20 protein-coding genes are annotated in these 23,363 nt (G+C 63.2%); 14 read left to right on the forward strand and 6 right to left on the reverse strand.

Annotated elements, in window-relative coordinates; all coding sequences use genetic code 11:
* Positions 1-77: 77 nt before the first annotated feature.
* The 4 genes from TZ03_RS18985 to tsaA all read left to right on the forward strand — a co-directional run bounded on the left by TZ03_RS18985 (position 78) and on the right by tsaA (position 2,531).
* Entirely contained in the window at positions 78-533 is a 456-nt protein-coding gene (locus TZ03_RS18985) for a GNAT family N-acetyltransferase (protein ID WP_051099727.1), read from the forward strand.
* Positions 534-610: 77 nt separating this feature from the next.
* A complete protein-coding gene (locus TZ03_RS18990; protein WP_051099728.1) occupies positions 611-1,321 on the forward strand; it encodes an rRNA pseudouridine synthase in 711 nt (236 codons plus the stop codon).
* Between the two features lie 49 nt (positions 1,322-1,370).
* Positions 1,371-1,832, forward strand: a complete 462-nt coding sequence (locus TZ03_RS18995; RefSeq protein ID WP_051099729.1) for a DUF1456 family protein — start codon at positions 1,371-1,373, stop codon at positions 1,830-1,832.
* Positions 1,833-1,838: 6 nt separating this feature from the next.
* The gene (tsaA, locus tag TZ03_RS19000; RefSeq protein WP_051099730.1) at positions 1,839-2,531 is read left to right on the forward strand and encodes a tRNA (N6-threonylcarbamoyladenosine(37)-N6)-methyltransferase TrmO; all 693 of its coding nucleotides are present in this window, start codon (positions 1,839-1,841) and stop codon (positions 2,529-2,531) included.
* A 307-nt stretch (positions 2,532-2,838) separates the two neighbouring features.
* Here tsaA and TZ03_RS19005 read toward each other — a convergent pair whose 3' ends face one another.
* From TZ03_RS19005 to TZ03_RS19020, 4 genes are all read right to left on the reverse strand, one after another.
* Positions 2,839-4,161, reverse strand: a complete 1,323-nt coding sequence (locus TZ03_RS19005; protein ID WP_051099731.1) for a dicarboxylate/amino acid:cation symporter — start codon at positions 4,159-4,161, stop codon at positions 2,839-2,841.
* A 411-nt stretch (positions 4,162-4,572) separates the two neighbouring features.
* Positions 4,573-5,919, reverse strand: coding sequence for an ATP-binding protein (locus tag TZ03_RS19010; RefSeq protein ID WP_051099732.1), 1,347 nt, complete (start codon positions 5,917-5,919; stop codon positions 4,573-4,575).
* Complete coding sequence (locus TZ03_RS19015) at positions 5,916-6,593, reverse strand: response regulator (protein WP_051099733.1); 678 nt, start codon at positions 6,591-6,593, stop codon at positions 5,916-5,918. Before TZ03_RS19015 ends, TZ03_RS19010 begins: the two co-directional genes overlap by 4 nt.
* A 150-nt stretch (positions 6,594-6,743) precedes the next feature.
* On the reverse strand, positions 6,744-7,349 hold the full coding sequence (locus TZ03_RS19020; RefSeq protein ID WP_051099734.1) for an outer membrane beta-barrel protein: 606 nt from the start codon (positions 7,347-7,349) through the stop codon (positions 6,744-6,746).
* Positions 7,350-7,478: 129 nt separating this feature from the next.
* Here TZ03_RS19020 and TZ03_RS19025 point away from each other — a divergent pair, with 129 nt between their 5' ends.
* Both TZ03_RS19025 and TZ03_RS19030 read left to right on the forward strand, forming a co-directional pair.
* Positions 7,479-8,270 carry a dienelactone hydrolase family protein gene (locus tag TZ03_RS19025; RefSeq protein ID WP_051099735.1) on the forward strand — a complete coding sequence of 264 codons (792 nt, stop codon included), beginning with the start codon at positions 7,479-7,481 and terminating at the stop codon, positions 8,268-8,270.
* A gap of 249 nt (positions 8,271-8,519) precedes the next feature.
* Positions 8,520-9,221: a 4'-phosphopantetheinyl transferase family protein gene (locus tag TZ03_RS19030; RefSeq protein ID WP_051099736.1), complete on the forward strand. Its 702-nt coding sequence runs from the start codon at positions 8,520-8,522 to the stop codon at positions 9,219-9,221.
* Positions 9,222-9,224: 3 nt separating this feature from the next.
* Here the strand turns inward: TZ03_RS19030 and TZ03_RS19035 are convergent, their stop codons facing one another.
* Entirely contained in the window at positions 9,225-10,832 is a 1,608-nt protein-coding gene (locus TZ03_RS19035; RefSeq protein WP_051099737.1) for an ATP-binding protein, read from the reverse strand.
* On the reverse strand, positions 10,829-11,527 hold the full coding sequence (locus TZ03_RS19040) for a response regulator transcription factor (protein ID WP_051099738.1): 699 nt from the start codon (positions 11,525-11,527) through the stop codon (positions 10,829-10,831). The genes TZ03_RS19035 and TZ03_RS19040 overlap by 4 nt, the downstream gene beginning before the upstream one ends.
* 813 nt (positions 11,528-12,340) lie before the next feature.
* Between TZ03_RS19040 and TZ03_RS19045 the strand changes: the two genes are divergently transcribed.
* From TZ03_RS19045 to TZ03_RS19080, 8 genes are all read left to right on the forward strand, one after another.
* Positions 12,341-15,220: a ribonucleoside-diphosphate reductase subunit alpha gene (locus TZ03_RS19045; protein WP_051099739.1), complete on the forward strand. Its 2,880-nt coding sequence runs from the start codon at positions 12,341-12,343 to the stop codon at positions 15,218-15,220.
* A 581-nt stretch (positions 15,221-15,801) separates the two neighbouring features.
* Positions 15,802-17,052, forward strand: a complete 1,251-nt coding sequence (locus TZ03_RS19050; RefSeq protein WP_051099740.1) for a ribonucleotide-diphosphate reductase subunit beta — start codon at positions 15,802-15,804, stop codon at positions 17,050-17,052.
* Between the two features lie 1,103 nt (positions 17,053-18,155).
* Positions 18,156-19,394 (forward strand): OprD family porin, encoded by a 1,239-nt coding sequence (locus tag TZ03_RS19055; protein WP_051099741.1) that lies wholly within the window; start codon positions 18,156-18,158, stop codon positions 19,392-19,394.
* 231 nt (positions 19,395-19,625) lie between these two features.
* Complete coding sequence (locus tag TZ03_RS19060; RefSeq protein WP_051099742.1) at positions 19,626-20,432, forward strand: NAD-dependent epimerase/dehydratase family protein; 807 nt, start codon at positions 19,626-19,628, stop codon at positions 20,430-20,432.
* Between the two features lie 26 nt (positions 20,433-20,458).
* Entirely contained in the window at positions 20,459-21,340 is an 882-nt protein-coding gene (locus TZ03_RS19065) for a glucurono-1,5-lactonase (protein ID WP_051099743.1), read from the forward strand.
* Between the two features lie 64 nt (positions 21,341-21,404).
* The gene (locus TZ03_RS19070; RefSeq protein ID WP_051099744.1) at positions 21,405-22,376 is read left to right on the forward strand and encodes a TRAP transporter substrate-binding protein; all 972 of its coding nucleotides are present in this window, start codon (positions 21,405-21,407) and stop codon (positions 22,374-22,376) included.
* 66 nt (positions 22,377-22,442) lie between these two features.
* Positions 22,443-22,970, forward strand: a complete 528-nt coding sequence (locus TZ03_RS19075; RefSeq protein ID WP_051099745.1) for a TRAP transporter small permease — start codon at positions 22,443-22,445, stop codon at positions 22,968-22,970.
* The coding region (locus TZ03_RS19080; protein WP_051099746.1) for a TRAP transporter large permease subunit at positions 22,971-23,363 on the forward strand (393 nt) is incomplete at its 3' end.

The raw sequence follows: 23,363 nt of genomic DNA on the forward strand, positions 1-23,363 counted from the left end.
AGCGGCCCCCAACAATCCTTGGACCTTCTGCTCTTTTAGCATCTATCGTTTCCTCATCCCCAGAGGAACATACTCGAATGCGCCAGCCATCGCCCCTGCAAACCCCACACCTGCGCGACTACCCCGAACTGGTCCAGGTCTGGGAAGACTCGGTGCGCGCCACCCATGACTTCCTGCCCGAGGCCTACATCCTGCTGCTGCGCGAGCATGTGCTGCGACGCTACCTCGATGCGGTGATGCTGGTCTGCAGCAAGGCCCCCAACCGGTGTATCCAGGGCTTTGCCGGCGTGGCCAACGGCCGCGTCGACATGCTGTTCGTCGCCCCAGCCTGGCGCGGCCAGGGCGTTGGCAAGCGGCTACTGCGCTATGCCATCGACGAGCTGAATGCCGAACGCCTGGATGTCAACGAACAGAACCCGCAAGCCTTGGGCTTCTACCTGCACGAAGGCTTCGAAGTGATTGGCCGCTCGGAAACCGACGGCCTCGGCCAGCCCTACCCGCTGCTGCACATGCGCCTGCGCAAAACGGCGTAAATGACACAGATTCCCAGCCCCTCCGCCGCGTGGGCAGGTACAATGCAGGCCTTTCCCTGCCTTTGCGAATTGCCGTCATGTCCGAACCCACCCGCCTGTCCAAACGCCTTATCGAGCAGCTTGGCTGCTCCCGCCGTGAGGCCGAGCTGTATATCGAAGGCGGCTGGGTCACAGTCGATGGCGTGGTGGTCGAGCAACCGCAGTTCAAGGTCGAGCAGCAGCGCGTCGAGCTGCTGCCAGGTGCCCGCGCCGAAACGCTGGAGCCGGTGACCTTGCTGCTGAACCAAGCCGCTGGCGTGGACAGCGAAAGCGCCCGCGTCAGCATGAACATGGGCAACCTCAGCGAGGCCCACCGCGAAGGCGTGCGCGCCCTGCATGGGCACTTTGCCCGGCAAGCCTGCGTGGCGCCGCTGGAGCGCGGTGCCAGTGGCCTGCAGGTATTCACCCAGGACTGGCGGGTAACCCGCAAGATCAACGCCGACCTGCGCCGCCTGGAGCAGGAGTTCATCGTCGAAGTACGCGGCGAAACCACGCCCCAGGCGCTGGAACGCCTGGCGCGCGGGGCCACCCGCAATGACCGCGAACTGCCCAGGACCAAGGCCAGCTGGCAGAACGAGACCCACCTGCGCATGGTGCTGAAAAACCCGCAGCCGGGGCAGATTGCCGAGCTGTGCGCCTACCTGCGCCTGGAGCTGCTGGGCATGCGCCGGATCCGCCTGGGTGGCGTATCGATGGGCAAGCTGCCCCTGAGCCAGTGGCGCTACCTCGCCACTACCGAACGTTTCTAAGCAATACGCCGCGCTCACAGGTGCGGCAACTGAACAGGATTTTGCAGCAATGAACCACAACGATGTCCTGCGCAGCCTGCGCTACATGCTCAAGGTGAACGACGCCAAGATGGCCGAGATCATCGGGCTATCCGGCCTCGAAGTGCATCCCCTGGTGCTGGCCACCTACCTGAAGAAAGAAGACGAAGCCGGCTTCGCGCGCTGCCCGGAGCGGGTCATGGCGCACTTTCTCGACGGCCTGGTGATCCACCGCCGCGGCAAGGACGACAGCCGTCCACAGCAGCCGATCGAGTTGCCAGTGACCAACAACCTCATCCTCAAGAAGCTGCGGGTGGCCTTCGAACTCAAGGAAGACGACCTGCACGCGATACTCAAGTCGGTCAACTTCCCGGTCTCCAAGCCCGAACTCAGCGCGCTGTTCCGCAAGGCCGGTCACGACAACTACCGCCCGTGCGGCGACCAGTTGCTGCGCAACTTCCTCAAGGGCCTGACCCTGCGCGTGCGCGGCTGAGTGGTCATGCAGCATACGGTTGCGCCGGTCGGCATCGTCCGCTCCTGTTTCAAGGAGAAATTCGCCATCCCGCGCCAGCCCCAGCTGGCGCCTGCCGCGCGCGGCGTGCTCGAACTGCTGCCGCCGTTCAACCAGGGTGATGCCGTCGAGGGCCTGGAGCAGGTCAGCCATGTCTGGCTGCTGTTCCTGTTCCACCAGGCCCTGGAGGACAAGCCACGCCTGAAGGTACGGCCACCGCGCCTGGGCGGCAACAAGAGCATGGGGGTGTTCGCCACCCGTGCAACCCACAGGCCCAATGGCATCGGCCAGTCGGTGGTGCGCCTGGAGGGCGTGGAGCCCGGGCGCCTGCTGCTGTCCGGGATCGACCTGCTCGATGGCACGCCGGTGCTGGACATCAAGCCCTACGTGCCTTACGCCGACAGCATCGTCGGCGCCAGCAACCAGATGGCCAGCGAAGCGCCCGCCGCAATCGCTGTGCAATGGGACGACAGCGCCCTGCTCCAGGCCGGCGAGCATGCACTGCGCCTGAGTGAGCCGCTGGTGGAGTTGATCGAGCAATGCCTGGCACAAGACCCACGGCCGGCCTACCAGGTGCCGCCGGCGGAGCGGGTGTATGGGGTGAAGTTCTGGGATGTGCAGGTAAGGTGGCATTACCCGCGGCCGGAGGTGATCCGGGTGTTGGAAGTGGTGCTGGCCTGATTCTAGGTTGAGAATTGTGGCGCGGTCCCTTTGTAGGAGCGGCCTTGTGTCGCGAAAGGGGCGCGCAGCGGCCCCAGGATCTCAGCCATCCTGCAGAATTGCCGGGGCCGCTGCGCGGCCCATCGCAGGCAAGCCAGCTCCCACAGGGACTGCGCAAAGCTTGAGATCTGCGCGGTACCTGTGGGAGCTGGCTTGTCGTGGCGACGAACCGCGGCGATGGGCTGCAAAGCAGCCCCAATGTGCCTTGTAGGCTTAACTGACTGGCACTACCTTCCAGGGTCGCCTTTTCCGTTTTACCGCAGCGCGATCAGCGAGCCGGGCCTTCGGCCACGCCCAGGTCGTCGGTAGGACGGGTATCGACCAGCGGCCCACCACCAGAGGCCAGCTCCGATGCCAGCTGGTCGTTGTCCATTTCCTTGACCCACTTGGCCACCACTACGGTGGCAACGGCGTTACCCACCAGGTTGGTCAGGGCGCGGGCTTCGGACATGAAGCGGTCGATGCCGAGGATCAGCGCCAGGCCGGCAACCGGCAGGTGGCCAACGGCCGACAGGGTGGCGGCCAGGACGATGAAGCCCGAACCGGTGACGCCGGCAGCACCTTTGGAGGCCACCAGCAGCACCAGCAGCAGGGTGATCTGGTGGGTGATGTCCATGGTGGTGTCGGTGGCTTGGGCGATGAACACTGCAGCCATGGTCAGGTAGATCGAAGTACCGTCCAGGTTGAACGAGTAACCGGTCGGGATGACCAGGCCGACTACGGACTTCTTGGCACCCAGGCGTTCCATCTTGGCCAGCATGCGTGGCAGGGCCGATTCCGAAGAGGAAGTACCCAGCACGATCAGCAGTTCTTCACGGATGTAGCGGATCAGCTTGATGACACTGAAGCCGTGGGCGCGGCAGATACCGCCCAGCACCACCAGCACGAACAGCAGGCAGGTGATATAGAAGCAAGCCATCAGGTAGCCCAGTTGCACCAGCGAGCCAACGCCGTACTGGCCGATGGTGAAGGCCATGGCACCCATGGCGCCGATCGGGGCCAGCTTCATGATCATGTTGATGATGTTGAACATGACATGGGCGAAACGGTCGATCAGGTCCAGCACCGGCTTGCCGTAGCTGCCCAGGCGGTGCAGGGCGAAGCCGAACAGCACCGAGAACATCAGCACTTGCAGGATGTCGCCGTTGGCGAAGGCGCCGACCACGGTATTGGGGATGACGTTGAGCAGGAAGCCGACGGTGGTCTGCTGCGCGCCGGCGGCGGCATAGGCAGCCACGCTGCTGGCGTTCAGGGTGCTGACGTCGATGTGCATGCCAGCGCCTGGCTTGACCACGTTGACGACGACGAGGCCGATGATCAGGGCGATGGTGGAGACGACTTCGAAGTACAACAGCGCGTAGCCGCCAGTCTTGCCGACCGACTTCATGCTCTGCATGCCAGCGATGCCGCTGACCACGGTGCAGAAGATGATCGGGGCAATGACCATCTTGATCAGTTTGACGAAGCCGTCACCCAAGGGTTTGAGGGCGACGCCCGTTTCCGGGTAGTAGTGGCCGAGCAAGATACCGATGGTGATGGCGACCAACACCTGGAAATACAGGGATTTGTACAGCGGCTGACGTGTCGTCATGGCTAATTTCCTCAAGTGTGCCGGTTCACCCTTCCCAGGGTGTGGGGGCACCTGAATCGCTAACCCTCCTGCACCTGGAGGGATTTGTCGTTGTGTTCGAGCTGCCTGGGCAGGCCTCTGAGGGGATCAATAGCAAGGGGGGTGCCAAAATGCCCATGAAGGGTGCAAGGGCCGTATTTGCCGGGGATGAATGCCCAACGACGGGGCGATTTGCCTGAGGAAGGCTGGCGGATTTCCGCCCGGTGGCGGGATTTGCACAGGGAAGGATGGCGGGAATCCGCCCATTGTGGTTTGCCTGTGCCGGCCCTTTCGCGGGCTTGCCCGCTCCCACAGGGATCGCACCGCATTCAGGTCCTGTGCAATATCTGTGGGAGCGGGCAAGCCCGCGAAAGGGCCGGCACAGGCTACGAATCAATCAAGATTGAAGGTGATCCTGAATGCCGCGCCGCCCAAGGGCGAATCCCCAAGGCTCAGCTCGGCGTCATAGCTGTCGACGATATCCTTGACCACCGCCAGCCCGATGCCTTGGCCCGGGTGCTGGCTGTCCAGCCGCTCACCCCGCTCGAGAATGCGCTCACGCTGGTCGGCCGGTACCCCCGGCCCATCGTCCTCGACGCACAAGGTCAAACGCCCCGCCCCCTGCTCCAGGCTCACCCGCACCTGGCCCAGGCTCAGGCGATAGGCGTTTTCCAGCAGGTTGCCCAGCAGTTCCAGCAGCGCGCCCTGCTCCATCGGCACCTGCGCCGCATCCGGCAGTTCCAGGGCCACGCTCACTCGCTTGTCGCGGTAAACCTTGGCCAAGGTGCTGCACAGGCTGTCGAGCAATGGCCGCAGCAGCACGCTGTGGCGCACCAGGCCACTCTTGCGCAGGCTGGCGCGTTGCAATTGATAGTCGATCTGCTGGCTCATGCGCTCGATCTGGCTCTGCAGCACCCGCGCCTGCTCACGCTCGCCGCTACGCTGCTGCAGGCTTTCGCCCACCCCCTGCAACACCGCCAGCGGCGTCTTCAGGCTGTGCGCCAGGTCATCCAGCGAATCGCGGTAGCGCTGGCGCTGCTCCCGTTCACTGCGCAGCAGGCGGTTCAACGAGCCCGTCAGGCGTAGCAGCTCACGCGGGTGTTCGCCGCTCAGGCCATCCCGCGCCCCCGCCTCCACCTCGTCCAGCTCATGGCTCAGCCGGCGCAACGAACGCAAGCCCCAGGTCAGGCCGGCCCACAGCAGCACCAGCAGTGCCAGCAAGGCTGCACCAAAGCCGAGGTAGAGCTTTTCGCGCAGGCCATCGAGGGTGTGCTGGTACTCGCGCACCGGCTGCAAGGCGACGATGCTGTAGGCCGCGCTCTGGCCGCCCAGCAGCTTGATTTCGACATCGTAGACGAAGAACTCTTCGCCATCGGCCTGGTGAATACGGGCGAATTCGTTGCCCCGGCCATCGTAGCGCGGGCGGTAATTGATGTTCTGCGCGGCGGTGGCCCGCGACTGCCAGACCAGGCTGCCGTCGCGATCGAAGATATAGCCGAGCAGGCCGGTGTAAGGCAGGTTGTAGCGCTCGTCCGGCAGCAGCTCTGGCATCTGCAGTTGGCCATGTTCGATACGCGCGGCGGAAATCAGCGTGGTCACGTCCGAGGCCAGGCGTTGCTCGATAGACTCCTGCAGGGCCAGGCTGAAAGCCTTCTGCAAAGCCGGCAGCAACGCCAGCATGAACAGCAGCGCCAGCACGGCGGCGGCCAGCATCAGGCGTACCCGCAGGGAACGGATCATCGGCAGCGCTCGGTGAACAGGTAGCCCAGGCCGCGCACGGTGTCGATGGGTTTGAAGCCGCGTTCGCCCTCGAGCTTGCGGCGCAGGCGGCCGACCAGCACTTCGATGACGTTGGGGTCACGCTCCTCGTCGCCCGGGTACAACTGCTCCATCAGGCGGTCCTTGGCCACCACTTGCTGGTGATGGCGCATGAGGTACTCGAGGATGCGATATTCGTAGGCAGTCAGGGCCAGCGGCTGCTCGTCCAGGGTGGCCTGCTTGCGGTTGAGGTCGAGCACCAGGGGCCCGGCGGCGATGGTCGACTGGGTGAAGCCGCTGGAACGGCGCAACAGGGCATTAAGGCGCGCCTCCAGCTCTTCGAACTGGAACGGCTTGACCAGGTAGTCGTCGGCGCCGGCGGCCAGGCCTTCGACCTTGTCCTGCCAGTTGCCGCGGGCGGTGAGGATGAGAATGGGGAAGGTCTTGTCCTGGCTGCGCAGGCGCGTGATCAGTTCCAGGCCGCTGATACCGGGCAGGCCCAGGTCAATGATGGCCAGGTCGAAGTGGTACTGCTCGGCCTGGTACAGCGCTTCTTCGGCATCGGCGACCGCCTCGACCACATGGCCGCTTTCGCCCAGGCGGGTGTAGAGGTGATGGCGAAGCAAGGCTTCGTCCTCGACCACCAGCAGTTTCATGTGCAGCTCCTTATTTTGTATTGCCTGTAGCGACCTCTTCGCGGGCACGCCCGCTCCCACAGGAATCGCACAGTTTCAGAAATTTGTGCAGTACCTGTGGGAGCGGGCGTGCCCGCGAAAGGGCCGGTATAGGATAACTCGGCTCGCCAGTCAGAACTTGTAGGAAGCAGCCAGGTAAGTCTGTGCGCTGCTGGTCAGGCGCAGGGTGCCTTCCTTCGGCCCGCCATGCGCGCCCACTTCGGTCGCGGCATTGGTGCGCAGGTAACGGTAGCCCAGTTCGACCGAAGCCTTGTCGGTGATGTCCTGGATCACACCGGCCTGCAGGCCATAGGCATAGCCGTAGTCAGTATCGCGGCGAGCGCCTGGCGAGTCCTGGGTAAGCTTGGTCACGCCCAGGCTGCCACCGCCGAACAGTTTGGTGGTATCGCCCACCGGCAGGAACAGGTCGTAGCTGCCCAACAGGTTTTCCTGGCGCAACTTCAGGCCGCTGTGGTCGCCCGAGACGTTGTCGTAGGTCATGTAGTAGCGGCCCTGGTCGTTGATCTTGCCCACCCGCACACCCCAGGTGTCATCCTTGCCGATGATACCGTCGGCGTTGAGGTGGTCGGTGTTGCGCTGCAGCAGGCCGGACTTGCGAACCTTGTCGCTGGTCTGGCCGTAGGTCAGGCTGGCAAAGTTGTCGTCAGCGGCCTGGGCGGTGGTGATGCCAGCGGCGCAGACGGCCATGGCGGCAAGCAGGGTGTTGAAGGTTTTCATGGTTGGGTACTCCAGTTGGGTGCGCTGTTTCGGTCTGGAAGCTAGAGTAAGCAGGGCACCCTGAACCGCGACTGAACCCTGACTGAACCCCGGCTGAACGAACCGATTGCAGAACAAGGAGTAGTGACCATGCGTGCCCTGCTGGCCCTGACCCTGATGTGCAGCGCCGCCCTCGCCCACGCGGCGGTACAAACCCGTGAGATCCGCTACCAGGATGCCGATGGCGACGGCCTGGTCGGCTACTACGCCTATGACGATGCCATCGAGGGCAAACGCCCCGGCATCGTCGTGGTGCATGAATGGTGGGGGCTTAACGACTATGCCAAGCGCCGTGCCCGTGACCTGGCGGCCCTGGGCTACAACGCGCTTGCCATCGACATGTATGGGGATGGCAAGCACACCGAGCATCCGCAAGACGCCCAGGCATTCATGGCCGAGGTGATGAAAGACCCGACCCTGCCAGCCAAGCGGTTTGATGCGGGCCTGGAGCTGTTGAAGAAACAACCGAATACCAACAAGCATCAGTTGGGTGCTATTGGCTATTGCTTTGGCGGCAAGGTGGTGCTGGATGCAGCACGCCGCGGAGAAAAGCTGGACGGCGTGGTGAGTTTCCATGGCGCTCTGGTCACCCAGACACCGGCAAAGCCGGGCGTGGTGCGGGCCGATATCCTGGTCGAGCATGGGGCGGCGGACAGCATGGTCACCCCGCAGCAGGTGGAAGCGTTCAAGGCGGAAATGGATGCGGCCAAGGTCAACTATCAGTTCGTCAGCATCGAAGGGGCCAAGCACGGCTTCACCAACCCGGATGCCGACCGCCTGAGCCATGGCGAGCATGGCGGACCGGACATTGGCTACAACAAGGCGGCGGACGAAAGTTCCTGGGCGGATATGCAGGCGTTCTTCAAGAAGGTGTTCAAATAGCAGATTGCGCAGGGCCGATGGGAGCGGCTTTTGTGGGAGCGGCCTTGTGTCGCGAAAGGGCTGCGTAGCAGCCCCGGCAATCTCGCGGGATGGCTGAGATTCTGGGGCCGCTTCGCGCCCCTTTCGCGACACAAGGCCGCTCCCACAAGGATCTGGGCAGGCTTCTGGATCTTGAGCAAGACAGTTGCTCCAAGATCGGCATGCCACGCTACCTCCCGTAGCGCCTGCACAGCTGGCACAATAGCCCCCATGAACACACTCCCCGCCTGCTGCGCCCCACTCCAGCACCACTGGCCCCTGCCCCGCCCACTCTCCGGCGCGGTGCTGGTCAGTTGCGCCTTCGACCCCGCCAACCTGGCCGCCGACGACTTCCAGCGCGCCGGCGTGGTGCCAAGCGCCAGCCTGCAGCGCTCGGTGGCCAAGCGCCAGGCCGAATACCTGGCCGGCCGGGTATGCGCCCGCGCCGCGCTGCAGCGCCTGGACGGCCGCGACTACATACCCGGGACCCATGAGGACCGCTCGCCGATCTGGCCCACCGGCATCCACGGCTCGATCACCCACGGCAAGGGCTGGGCCGCCGCGGTAGTCGCCGCCGAAGGCAGTTGCCAAGGCCTCGGGCTGGATCAGGAAGCCCTGCTGGATGACGAACGCGCCGAACGGCTGATGGGCGAAATCCTCACCCCGGCGGAGCTGGAACGCCTGGAACGCCGCCAGCTCGGGCTGACGGTAACCCTGACCTTCTCGCTGAAGGAAAGCCTGTTCAAGACCCTCTACCCACTGACCCGCCAACGCTTCTATTTCGAACATGCCGAAGTGCTGGACTGGTCCGCCGAAGGTCTGGCCCGCCTACGCCTGCTCACCGACCTGTCGCCCCAATGGCAGCATGGCGCAGAGCTGCGGGGCCAGTTCTGTCTGCAGGACGGCCACCTGCTCAGCCTGGTCAGCGCCTGACCATCACAGCGGTGCCTGCTGCCGTGGCCAGTTCAGGCTGAAACAGGCACCGCCCAGCGCGGCGCTGCGCCCCACCGTGGCCCGGCCCGCGTGCCAGTAGATGATCCGCCGCACGATCGACAGGCCCAGGCCATGCCCACCCGAGGCACGGGTGCGGCTGTCGTCGAGGCGGGTGAACGGCGTGAAGATGCGGTCCCAGACGCCCTCGGGGATGCCCGGGCCGTCATCTTCCACGTCGATGCGGCAGCGTTGCTGGCCCAACTGGTAGCTCAGGCGCACCTCGGACTCGGCATGGCGCATGGCGTTGCTGACCAGGTTCTGCAGGGCCCGGTGCAGGTAGCGCGGCTCGGCTTCGACCCAGGCACCTTCGGCATCGGCGCCCTGGCAGTCGCCGCGCACCACCCGTACCTTGGCGCGCAACGGCGCCAGTTCTTCGATCACCCGCTCGAGCAAGGCATCCAGGTCGACCCGCTGGAACTGCAAGGCCGGCGCGCCCTGCTCCAGGCGCGCGTAGGTCAGCATCTCATCGACCAGCTTGTCCAAGTCCTGGATATCCCCGTCCATGCCCGCCAGGTGCTTGGCGCGAGCCTGCTCGGTGGTGGCGCTTTCGAGCATCTCCAGGCCGAAGCGCAGGCGCGCCACCGGCGTTCGCAGCTCATGGGAAACCGCCCGCACCAACTCGCGCTGCATGGTCAGCGAGCGCTGCAGGTGTTCGGCCATGCCGTTGAAGGCGGCGGCCAGGCGCCCCACCGAATCAGCGTCAGCGGCCGGTACGCGAGTGTCCAGGCTGCCCTGCGCGATGCGCGTGGCGGCAACCTCCAGGCCCGACACGCGGCGCTCCAGCTGGCGCACCAGCAGGTAGACCACCAGGCCGATCAGGCACAGACCGAGGAAGGCGATCAGGATCAGCAACTGCGGCGGATACGGGTTGAGCTGGTACAGCGGGCCGATTTCCAGCACCCAAGGCGAACCTGAAAGCCCGGCAAACACGCGGATCGAGTCGCCATCCTTGCCCAGCGCCATGACCGTGTCCCCCTCCTCGACCCGGCGCCGCTGGTCATCGTCCAGGCCGACCCGCTCGATACGCTGCAGGGCGACGCCAAAGCCAAAGCCCTTGTCGCGCTTGAGCTGCTCCAGGCGCTGCTGCTGTTCGGTCACCGGATAGCGCACCAGCTCGTCGGCCAGCAGGTACAAGGTGGCTCGCGCCAACTGCTCGCTGACCTGCTTGACCTGCGCCACCAACAGCAAGTCTTGCTGGCCGACCTTGCGCAGCACCTGGGCGGCATGCGGGCCGGTCTTCTCGACCACCACCAGGCCGCGATACAGGCGCGCCCGCTGGCCGCCGTCGAGGGTGAGCGCGGTCATGGGTTGCAGCGCCAGCGGCACGCCGAGCAGGCGCTCCCAGATCAGCAGCGAGCGCTTGCGTTCGGTGTCGTTCTGCAGTGCCAGGTTGTCGGCCATCAGGCTGAAAGTGCCCTGGGCCAGGCCCTCGCGGTGCTGGGCGGCGCGTACTTCGTTGACCAGATGCAGGCTGAGCACGCCGAGCAGGGCCACCAGCACCAGCACAGCCAGCATACCGCCGTAGATGCGCAAGAAGATCGAGTTGTTCATGGCACCTCGCCGACGAACAGGTAGCCCTTGCTACGCAGGGTCTTGATAAGCCGTGGCTGGAGGGGGTCATCGCCAATCTTGGGGCGGATTTTCGAGATGCGTATGTCGATGGAACGGTCCTGGCCGTCGTAGCCGACGCCCCGTAGCGCGGTGAAGATCTGCTCGCGCGTCAGCACCCGGCCGGCGTTGCTGGCCAGCAGCCAGAGCAGGTCGAATTCGGCGCCGGTCAGCTCGATCAACTGGTCGCCCAGACGCGCCTCGCGCAGACGGTTGTCGATACGCAGCGTGCCGAAGGTCAGGTTCTGGCGTTTGCTGTCCGGCGCTTCGCTACGGCGCAGCAGGGCCTGGATACGTGCCAGCAGCAGGCGCGGGCGCACCGGTTTGCAGACGTAATCATCGGCCCCCAGGTCTAGGCCCTGGACCTGGTCCAGTTCGTCGCTGCGGGCGGTGAGCATGAGGATCGGACCTGGGTACTGGCTGCGCACCCGGCGGCAAATGCTCAGGCCGTCCTCGCCGGGCAGCATGAGGTCGAGGATGACCAGGTCGGGCTGGCTGTCGACGATACGCCGGGCAGCGCGGGCGCCATCGCCCTCGACACTGACCTCGTAGCCGTTGGCCTGGAGGTATTCGGCGGTGAGCTCGGCCAGGCGCTGGTCGTCTTCGACGATGAGGATACGGGGTGCGGGTTGGTCCATGGCTTTGGCCTTTGCTTGTTGTTTTTGTGTTGCCTGTGCCGGCCCTTTCGCGGGTAAACCCGCTCCTACAGGGGCAGCGCACCACCTGTGTAGGAGCGGGTTTACCCGCGAAAGGGCCGGCACAGGCAACATGCCCCTTTAACCAAAAGGCATCATCTGCCTCGGATACTACGTCCCGCCTCGGGTACTGCCAACCTGCCAACCATGCCCTCGACTGAACCGTTTTTTGTGATAGTGTTCGCGCCCGAAAAAAACTGCCCCGGGGCGGCGAAGCGCAGAAAAATACTGCAAACCACTTGGCACAAGGCCTACAGCGAATACCCACCATTCACTCACAAAGTACGCACAAGTTATCCACAGGCGCTCGCCTTGCAAAGCCCCCGATACCGCATTATCTTGTATCCCGATCACAACGAACCACTAGATATAGGGGTTCGTGCAAAATCACACACAAAAGTCAACCGGCAAAATCAAGCGATTTTTCGGCTGAACTTCAGGTGATTTCAGCAGCCAAACCGCTCCTGCGGAGGCGACCGAGGCAAGCCCTTCCAGGGCCTTGTTCGGGCATGGGTGTTGCAGGCAAGGCCTGGCACCCATCAGCAACAGTTTTTGGGCTGGGCCCAAAACCTTTGACTTCGGCCAGGGAGCGGCAAGCCATTGCCCCTTATTCCTGAGTCTGTCCCGAAGTCGGTACGCCCGCGCGGGCGGATGCGCATGCATTGCGCATCCCCGCCAGGCCATCGAGCAAGTGGACGGAACGGTGGGCGCCCAAAAGGCGCCTGAACAATATAGAAACTGTGGAGACACCCACCCATGCAAACCGACACAACTCGCGAGAACCCGCAGGCCAAGGTGCCGCAGGCCGCCGATTCCAACCAGGATCTGGCCGCCACCGCGCCTGGCCAACTGCGCGTGATCAAGCGTAACGGCACTGTCGTCCCCTACACCGACGACAAGATCACCGTGGCCATCACCAAGGCGTTCCTCGCAGTTGAAGGCGGCACCGCCGCCGCTTCGTCGCGCATCCACGACACCGTCGCGCGCCTGACCGAGCAGGTTACCGCCACGTTCAAGCGCCGCATGCCATCGGGTGGCACCATCCACATCGAAGAAATCCAGGACCAGGTCGAACTGGCCCTGATGCGCGCCGGCGAGCAGAAAGTCGCCCGTGACTACGTGATCTACCGCGAGCAGCGCGCCAAGGAGCGTGCCACCCGCGTCAACACCGAGTCCGTGGTCGAGCCGCACCCAAGCATCCGCATCACCCTGGCCGACGGTAGCCTGGCGCCACTCGACATGGCTCGCCTGAACACCATCATCAGCGAAGCCTGCGAAGGCCTGGCCGAAGTCGATGGCGACCTGATCCAGCGCGACACCCTGAAGAACCTGTACGACGGCGTGGCCATCAAGGACGTCAACACCGCCCTGGTGATGACCGCCCGTACCCTGGTCGAGCGCGAGCCGAACTACTCGTTCGTCACCGCCCGCCTGCTGATGGACACCCTGCGCGCCGAAGGCCTTGGCTTCCTCAACGTGGCCGACAGCGCCACCCACCACGAGATGGCCGACCTGTACGCCAAGGCCCTGCCGGCCTACGTCGAGAAAGGCGTCGAGTTCGAGCTGCTGGACCCGGCCCTGAAAGGCTACGACCTGGAGCGCCTGGGCAAGGCCATCGACCACGAGCGTGACCAGCAATTCACCTACCTGGGCCTGCAGACCCTGTACGACCGCTACTTCATCCACAAGGATGGCGTGCGCTTCGAGCTGCCGCAGGTGTTCTTCATGCGTGTGGCCATGGGCCTGGCGCTGGAAGAGAAAGACAAGGAAGCCCGCGCGATCGAGTTCTACAACCTGTTGTCGTCGTTCGACTACATGGCCTCGACCCCGACCCTGTTCAACGCCGGTACCCTGCGCCCGCAGCTGTCCAGCTGCTACCTGACCACCGTGCCGGACGACCTGTCGGGCATCTACCACGCGATCCACGACAACGCCATGCTGTCGAAATTCGCCGGTGGCCTGGGCAACGACTGGACCCCTGTGCGTGCACTGGGCTCCTACATCAAGGGCACCAACGGCAAGTCCCAGGGCGTCGTCCCCTTCCTGAAAGTGGTCAACGACACCGCCGTAGCCGTCAACCAGGGTGGCAAGCGCAAGGGCGCCGTGTGTGCCTACCTGGAAACCTGGCACCTGGACATCGAAGAGTTCATCGAGCTGCGCAAGAACACCGGTGACGACCGCCGTCGTACCCACGACATGAACACCGCCAACTGGATCCCTGACCTGTTCATGAAGCGTGTCTTCGATGACGGCAAGTGGACCCTGTTCTCGCCTTCGGAAGTGCCAGACCTGCACGACCTGACCGGCAAGGCCTTCGAAGAGCGCTACGAGTATTACGAAGCCCTGACCGAGTACAACAAGATCAAGGTGTTCAAGACCATCCAGGCCAAAGACCTGTGGCGCAAGATGCTGTCGATGCTGTTCGAGACCGGCCACCCGTGGCTGACCTTCAAGGACCCATGCAACCTGCGTTCGCCGCAGCAGCACGTGGGCGTGGTGCACAGCTCCAACCTGTGCACCGAGATCACCCTGAACACCAACAAGGACGAGATCGCGGTCTGCAACCTGGGCTCGATCAACCTGCCGAACCACATCGTCGACGGCAAGCTGGACACCGCCAAGCTGCAACGCACCGTGAACACCGCCGTGCGCATGCTCGACAACGTGATCGACATCAACTACTACTCGGTGCCGCAAGCGCGTAACTCGAACTTCAAGCACCGCCCGGTCGGCCTGGGCATCATGGGCTTCCAGGATGCGCTGTACCTGCAGCACATCCCTTACGGTTCCGATGCTGCCGTCGAATTCGCCGACAAGTCGATGGAGGCAGTCAGCTACTTCGCCATCCAGGCATCTTGCGACCTGGCCGACGAGCGCGGTGCCTACGAGACCTTCCAGGGTTCGCTGTGGTCCAAAGGCATCCTGCCGCTGGATTCGCAACAGATCCTGATCGAGGCCCGTGGCCAGAAGTACATCGACGTCAACCTGGAAGAGACCCTGGACTGGGCCCCTGTCCGCGAGCGCGTCAAGAAAGGTATTCGTAACTCGAACATCATGGCCATCGCGCCAACCGCGACCATCGCCAACATCACCGGCGTGTCGCAGTCGATCGAGCCGACCTACCAGAACCTGTACGTGAAATCGAACCTGTCGGGCGAGTTCACCGTGATCAACCCGTACCTGGTCCGCGACCTGAAGGCCCGCGGCCTGTGGGACTCGGTGATGATCAACGACCTGAAGTACTACGACGGTTCGGTGCAGCAGATCGAGCGTATCCCGCAAGAGCTGAAAGACCTGTACGCCACCGCGTTCGAAGTCGAGACCAAGTGGATCGTCGATGCCGCCTCGCGTCGCCAGAAGTGGATCGACCAGGCTCAGTCGCTGAACCTGTACATCGCCGGCGCCTCGGGCAAGAAGCTGGACGTGACCTACCGCATGGCCTGGTACCGTGGTCTGAAAACCACCTACTACCTCCGTGCATTGGCCGCGACCAGCACCGAGAAGTCGACCATCAACACCGGCAAGCTCAACGCCGTTTCCAGCGGTGGCGACAGCGCCCCGGTCCAGGCAGCCGGCCCTGCGCCAGTGCCGAAGGCCTGCGCGATCGACGAGCCTGACTGCGAAGCCTGTCAGTAAGGCCTGAATGCCGCGAGGGGCGCCTACGGGTGCCCCTTGCGGCATTTTTGTATCCGCAAAATGGCCCGCTGGAATGCAGCCTTTGTGGGAGCGGCCTTGTGTCGCGATAGGGGCGCGCAGCGGCCCCAGGATTTCGGCCTCGCCGCGAGAATGTCGGGGCCGCTTTGCGGCCCTTTCGCGACACAAGGCCGCTCCCACAAGCGTTCGCAAACCCCACATCCTGTAGTCGTAAAACAAAAAGCCACAATATGTAGTGCTTACTGCTTTTTGCCGCTACACTCCTTCCCCGTAGAAAACGACATGATCTTCGTGAACGGACGCACGCAAAACCGGTCGAAAAAGTTACCCTCGCCCGCCAGACTTGCGCCCCGATCGAAGGCGGATTCCGGTATACTGCGCCCCCTCTGAAAAGGGCACCATTCAAGTCCCTGGCCCCTCCCGAGGCCTGGCCAGGCACAGATCCGGATGTAACGAGAGTCAGCCTCTCGAGCTGACCATTTGCCCATTGGCCGTGCGTCAGGCATCACATTCTTAAAATCCAACCGGTTGCCCCAAGGCGACCCTCAAGCAGGAGCCAAACCATGCTGAGCTGGGACGAATTCGACAAGGAAGACGGCGAAGTAGCCGCCAAATCCAACACCCCTGCGCAGGCCGCTGCCGCCGCCACCCTCGACAAGCTCGACAGCGCTGGTGGTGCCGCCGCCCTGGAGGCCCGTGCGGCCACCGCTTCTGACTCCGAAGCCGTCAAACGCGCCAAGGCAGCCCTCGACGCCCTCGACGTTGCCGAAGGCCTGGCCGAGCTGGAAGGCTCCTCGGCCCGCGTCGCCGTTGACGAAAAGCGCATGATCAACTGCCGCGCCGACCTCAACCAGCTGGTACCGTTCAAGTACGACTGGGCCTGGCAAAAGTACCTGGACGGCTGCGCCAACCACTGGATGCCGCAAGAGGTCAACATGACCGCCGACATCGCCCTGTGGAAGAGCCAGGACGGCCTGACCGAAGACGAGCGCCGCATCGTCATGCGCAACCTCGGCTTCTTCTCCACCGCCGACTCGCTGGTTGCCAACAACCTGGCCCTGGCCGTGTACCGCCTGATCACCAACCCGGAGTGCCGTCAGTACATCCTGCGCCAGGCCTTCGAAGAGGCGATCCACACCCACGCCTACCAGTACTGCATCGAGTCGCTGGGCATGGATGAAGGCGAGATCTTCAACATGTACCACGAGATCCCGTCGGTGGCGAAGAAAGCCGCCTGGGGCCTGAAGTACACCCGCGCCATCTCCGACCCGGAATTCAATACCGGCACCGTCGAAACCGACAAAGAGCTGCTGCGCAACCTGATCGCCTACTACTGCGTGCTGGAAGGCATCTTCTTCTACTGCGGCTTCACCCAGATCCTGTCCATGGGCCGCCGTAACAAGATGACTGGCGTGGCCGAGCAGTTCCAGTACATCCTGCGTGACGAGTCGATGCACCTGAACTTCGGTATCGACGTGATCAACCAGATCAAGATCGAGAACCCGCACCTGTGGGACGCGGCGATGAAGGAAGAAGCGACCCAGATGATCCTGCAAGGGACCCAGCTGGAGATCGAATACGCCCGTGACACCATGCCACGCGGCGTATTGGGCATGAACGCAGCGATGATGGAGGACTACCTCAAGTTCATCGCCAACCGTCGTTTGACCCAGATTGGTTTGAAGGAAGAATATCCAGGGACTACCAACCCGTTCCCGTGGATGAGCGAGATCATGGACTTGAAGAAGGAGAAGAACTTCTTTGAGACGCGGGTGATCGAGTATCAGACTGGTGGGGCGTTGAGCTGGGACTGATTGTCCGGGCTGAGCATCGAAAAAGCTGCCAATTGGCAGCTTTTTTATTGGCATTGTCCCGTTCCCATTATCAGGGAGAACACCATGGTCAAAGCACTCTGACCTGGCGCCGAAACCTAGGAGCGGGTTCACCCGCGAACACCGGCGCAGCCGGTGCCATAGACCGCAGTGTATTCTTCGCGGGCAAGCCCGCTCCCACAGGTACAGCGCTAGCTTTCAATGCGCGGGAATCGAAGTCGAATAGGTCATCCAGCTGGATGCCCAGGCGCTGCGGGGAAGCAAGCCATTCTGTCGTTGTGGGAGCGGCCTTGCGTCGCGAAAGGCGCGCGTAGCGGCCCCTAAATTCTACCGCCTGTGCCATTACCGGGGCCGCTGTGCGGCCCTTTCGCGACGCAAGGCCGCTCCCACAAAGAATCGCGCAGCACAGGAGATTTGCGTAGGCAGTTGCCGACCAGGATCCGCATAATGAAGAGGCCTCGCCCACGCCGACAAGAGGGGTACGGCACCAACAAGGATGCCGGGACTGGACATGCCAGTCTACGTGGTCGAGGGCGAGGCCAGAACTGAAGATAGCGCAGAGGAGCGGCCGGGTCCAATGCCTGCTCGGTTTGATTTGTAAACTATGTCTCCGGGTTGCTTGCAAAGCAGACAGTGGGGTGGATGGCACCGGCGGTGCCGGTGTTCGCGGGTAAACCCGCTCCCACAAGGAATGCGTAAACCTGCGACGTCATCGTATGTCTTTACAGAGTGCGCGATAGAGCTGCTACGCGTTAATTTTCGGGCGCTTCGACCGTAATCACTAGGTCATTATGCGTTGACAGCCCACCTCCCCCTTGCTAATAATCGCCCACAGTTGTACGACAACACATAACAAAAACAACAATCAGTGGACGAACTCATGTCGACACTCATTCCGCCGCACCTACGTCTGTTGCATATCCCTCTCTCCCCGACCAGCGCGCGCGCATCCATCAGTACCTAGCGCCCGGTTATTACGCATTCACCCCTGGCCCTGACCGGCCCGTTACCCACCCGCCCCTGCCGCAGGCCGCTCGCGCGTGCCCGGTGGACGGCCTGCCATACCCTTTGGGAGCACAACAATAATGAAAATCTGCCACACCCTGCCCTTTGCCCTGCTTGGCGCCGGGGTTATCGCCGGCCTGCCAGGCACCAGCCTGGCAGCGGGTTTTGTCGAGGACAGCAAGGCCACGCTCGGCCTGCGTAACTTCTACATCAACCGCAACTTCACCAACCCAAGCAACCCGCAAAGCAAGGCCGAGGAATGGACGCAGAGCTTCATCCTCGATGCCCGCTCGGGGTTCACCGAAGGGCCGGTCGGCTTCGGCGTGGATGTGCTGGGGCTGTGGTCGGTCAAGCTCGACGGCGGTGGCGGTACCTATGGCACGGCGTTGCTGCCGCGACATGATGATGGGCAACCAGCGGATGACTACGGACGCTTGGCAGTGGCGGGCAAGGCGCGAATCTCCAAGACCGAGCTGAAGATAGGTGAGTGGATGCCGGTGCTGCCGATTCTGCGTTCGGACGATGGGCGTTCGTTGCCACAGACGTTCCGTGGCGGGCAGATCACCTCCAACGAGATTGCCGGGCTGACCTTGTATGGCGGGCAGTTCCGCGGCAACAGCCTGCGTAACGACGCCAGCATGGAAGACATGAGCTACGGCAGCGGCGTGTCGGACCGCTTCAACTTCGTCGGCGGCGAGTACAAGTTCAACCAGGACCGTACTCTGGTCGGGCTATGGAATGCGGTGCTGAAGGACGTTTACCAGCAGCAGTACCTGCAACTGAGCCACAGCCAACCGGTTGGCGACTGGACCCTGGGCGCCAACCTGGGCTACTTCCATGGCGATGACGACGGCTCCAAGCGTGCGGGCGAACTGGACAACAAGACCTACTCGGGGATGTTCTCGGCCAAGTACGGTGGCAGTACCTTCTGGGTCGGGCTGCAGAAAGTCGATGGCGATACCTGGATGCGGGTCAACGGCACCAGTGGCGGGACCTTGGCCAATGACAGCTACAACTCCAGCTTCGACAACGCCAACGAGCGCTCGTGGCAGGTGCGCCATGACTTCAACTTCGTCACCGTTGGGGTGCCGGGGCTGACCTTGATGAACCGCTATATCAGCGGGCGCGACGTGCACAGCGGGGTGGTGACCGATGGCAAGGAGTGGGTGCGTGAGACGGAGCTTGCGTATGTGATCCAGAGCGGGGCGTTCAAGGATTTGAGTGTGAAATGGCGTAACTCGTCGATTCGGCGGGATTACAGCAATAACGAGTTCGATGAGAACCGGTTGATCTTCAACTATCCGTTGTCGTTGCTGTAACCGGAACATCGGCGCTGCCTTTATTGGGGCCGCTTTGCGGCCCATCGCAGGCAAGCCAGCTCCTACACCGACCGCGCTGACTTCAAGGCATGTGCACCACCTGTGGGAGCGGGTTTACCCGCGAAGAGGCCAGCAAAAGAGACGCAGGCCTCATTGACAACATTCGAACCCACTGCCAATAATCAGCATAGTCATACGACAACCTACAACAATTAACAACAAGAGCCGGCCATGACCACTACCCCCTTCAATCGCCTGCTGCTCACCGGAGCCGCGGGCGGCCTGGGCAAGGTCCTTCGCGAACGCCTGCAAGGCTACGCCGAGGTCCTGCGCCTTTCCGATATCAGCCCCATGGCACCTGCCGCAGGCCCGCATGAAGAAGTCATCACCTGCGACCTGGCCGACAAGGCTGCAGTGCATGCCCTGGTCGAAGGGGTGGACGCCATCCTCCACTTCGGTGGTGTATCCACCGAGCATTCCTTCGAAGACATCCTCGGCCCCAATATCTGCGGCGTGTTCCACATCTACGAGGCGGCGCGCAAGCACGGCGTGAAGCGCATCATCTTCGCCAGCTCCAACCATACCATCGGCTTCTACCGCCAGGATGAGCGCATCGACGCCCTCTCCCCGCGCCGCCCGGACAGCTACTACGGGCTGTCCAAGTGCTACGGCGAGGATGTCGCCAGTTTCTACTTCGACCGCTACGGCATCGAAACCGTCAGCATCCGCATCGGCTCGTCGTTCCCGCAGCCACAGAACCCGCGCATGCTCTGCACCTGGCTGAGCTACGACGACCTGGTGCAACTGATCGAGCGCGGGCTGTGTACGCCCAACGTTGGCCACACCATCGTCTACGGCGCCTCCGACAACCGCACCGTGTGGTGGGACAACCGCCATGCCGCGCACCTGGGTTATGTGCCCAAGGACAGCTCCGAAGCCTTCCGCGCCGTTGTGGAAGCCCAACCGGCACCCGCCGCCGATGACCCGAGCATGGTCTACCAGGGCGGTGCCTTCGCCGTGGCCGGCCCGTTCAACTGACCCCACGCATGCCTGGAGGCACGGCCATGAACTGCGAACTGATCGTCGACGCCCGCAACGGCACCGGCGAAAGCCCCGTGTGGCACCCCAGCGAACAAGCCCTGTACTGGGTCGATATTCCCGCGCGCCAGCTGCACCGCTGGCAGGCAGCAGATGGCACGCACCAGGTCTGGCAGGGCGATGAGATGCTCGCCTGTATCGCCCGTAGCGGCGAAGGCTGGGTGGCCGGCATGGAAAGCGGCATCTTCCAGCTCCAGGCCAGGGCCGACGGCAGCCTCGACAGCCGCCTGCTCAGCAGCGTGCAGCACGCCCAGGCCGGCATGCGCTTCAACGATGGCCGCTGCGACCGCCAGGGCCGCTTGTGGGCCGGCACCATGCTGCTGGACATGCAGCAAGGCGCCCATGTCGGCGCGTTGTACCGGCATGATGGCGAAGGCCAGTTGCACCTGCAGCAGGACGGCATGATCGTGCCCAACGGCCTGGCCTTCAGCCCCGACGGCACACGCATGTACCTGTCCGACTCGCATCCCAATGTGCAAAAGGTCTGGGCCTTCGACTACGACATCGACAGCGGCACGCCGCACAACAAACGGCTGTTCGTCGACATGCGCGGCTACCCCGGCCGCCCTGACGGCGCGGCCATAGACCAGGACGGCTGCTACTGGATCTGTGGCAACGACGCCGGGCAGATCCACCGTTTTACCCCTGAAGGGCGCCTCGACCGCTCGCTCAGCGTACCGGTGAAAAAACCGGCGATGTGCGCCTTCGGCGGCACCCACCTGGACACGCTGTACGTCACCTCCATCCGCCCCGCGGGAATCGACCTCAGCGACCAGCCTCTGGCTGGCGGGGTATTTGCCCTCGACCCTGGCACCAAGGGCCTGGAGGAACCTGCCTACCGGGGCTGAACCCCACTGCCTAACCCACACTCGCACGCACGAAACCGGATAATAAAAACCACGGAGTTTCATCATGACCTTCAAACACAAGCTGCTTCTTGCCGTACTCCCCTTCGCCTTCAGCCTGTCCATGCCTGCCTCGGCGCTGGACATCAAGTTCGCCGAAATTCACCCAGCTGGCTACCCGACCGTGGTCGCCGAGCAGAACATGGGCAAGAAGATCGAACAGGCCAGCAATGGCGACATCACCTTCAAGATGTTCGCTGGCGGCGTGCTGGGCTCGGAGAAGGAAGTGATCGAGCAGGCACAGATCGGTGCCGTACAGATGACCCGTGTCAGCCTGGGCATCGTCGGCCCGGTGGTACCGGATGTGAACGTGTTCAACATGCCGTTCGTGTTCCGCGACCATGAGCACATGCGCAAGATCATCGACGGCGAGATCGGCCAGGAGATCCTCGACAAGATCACCAACTCGGACTTCAACCTGGTGGCCCTGGCCTGGATGGACGGCGGCTCGCGCAGCATCTACACCAAGAAGCCGGTACGCAGCCTCGAAGACCTCAAGGGCATGAAAATTCGCGTACAGGGCAACCCGCTGTTCATCGACATGATGAACGCCATGGGCGGCAACGGTATCGCCATGGACACCGGGGAAATCTTCAGTGCCCTGCAAACCGGGGTCATTGATGGTGCGGAGAACAACCCCCCGACCCTGCTCGAGCACAACCACTACCAGAGCGCCAAGTACTTCACCCTGACCGGCCATCTGATCCTGCCGGAGCCAGTGGTGATGTCCAAGACCACCTGGAACAAGCTCACCCCCGAGCAGCAGGCGCTGGTGAAGAAGGTGGCGCGTGAGGCGCAGATGGAAGAGCGTGCGCTGTGGGACGCCAAATCTGCCGCCAGCGAAGAGAAGCTCAAGGCCGCCGGTGTCGAGTTCATCACCGTGGACAAGAAGCCGTTCTACGATGCCACCGCCTCGGTACGCGAAAAATACGGTGCGCAGTACGCCGACCTGATGAAGCGCATCGACGCCGTCCAGTAACCACGGCCCCTTCCAGAACGACCTCGGCAGCGCGGCGCCCGCCGCCCTGCCGCTTTGGTGATGTCCATGAAAAACCTTTTCCTGCGTGTGAACGACACGCTGTACCGCAGCTGCATCTGGGTCGCCGGCCTGTCGATCCTGGCCATGGCGCTGATCATTCCCTGGGGCATCTTCGCCCGCTACGTGCTTGGCACTGGCTCCAGTTGGCCGGAGCCGGTGGCCATCCTGTTGATGGTGGTGTTCACCTTCGTCGGTGCTGCCGCCAGCTACCGGGCCGGGGCGCACATGGCGGTGGCGATGATCACCGACCGCCTGCCGCCACTGCAGCGCCAACTGGTCGCGCTGCTGGTGCAGGTGCTGATGATTCTGGTGTGCGTGTTCATGACTTACTACGGCACCAAGCTGTGCATCACTACCTGGAACCAGTTTCTGGCGTCCCTGCCGGGCATCCGGGTGGGCATGACCTATGCGCCGATCCCGATCGGCGGCGTGCTGACCCTGGTATTCGTGGTGGAAAAACTCCTGCTGGGCGACCAGAGCCACCGCAAGGTGGTGCGCTTCGACCAGCTGGAAGAAAACGAAGGAGCGGCATAAATGGATGCGTTCATTCTGTTGGGCAGCTTCATTGCACTCATCCTGCTGGGCATGCCGGTGGCCTACGCCCTGGGGCTGTCGGCGCTGATTGGCGCCTGGTGGATCGACATCCCGCTGCAGGCGATGATGATCCAGGTAGCCAGTGGGGTTAACAAGTTCTCGCTGCTGGCCATTCCGTTCTTCGTGCTGGCTGGCGCGATCATGGCCGAAGGCGGTATGTCACGACGGCTGGTGGCCTTCGCCGGGGTGCTGGTGGGCTTCGTGCGCGGCGGGCTGTCGCTGGTCAACATCATGGCCTCGACCTTCTTCGGTGCGATTTCCGGCTCGTCGGTGGCCGACACTGCATCGGTGGGCTCGGTGCTGATCCCGGAGATGGAGCGCAAGGGCTACCCG

Origin of the sequence: Pseudomonas sp. 10-1B (assembly GCF_000935045.1) — a bacterium.
GTDB lineage: Bacteria > Pseudomonadota > Gammaproteobacteria > Pseudomonadales > Pseudomonadaceae > Aquipseudomonas.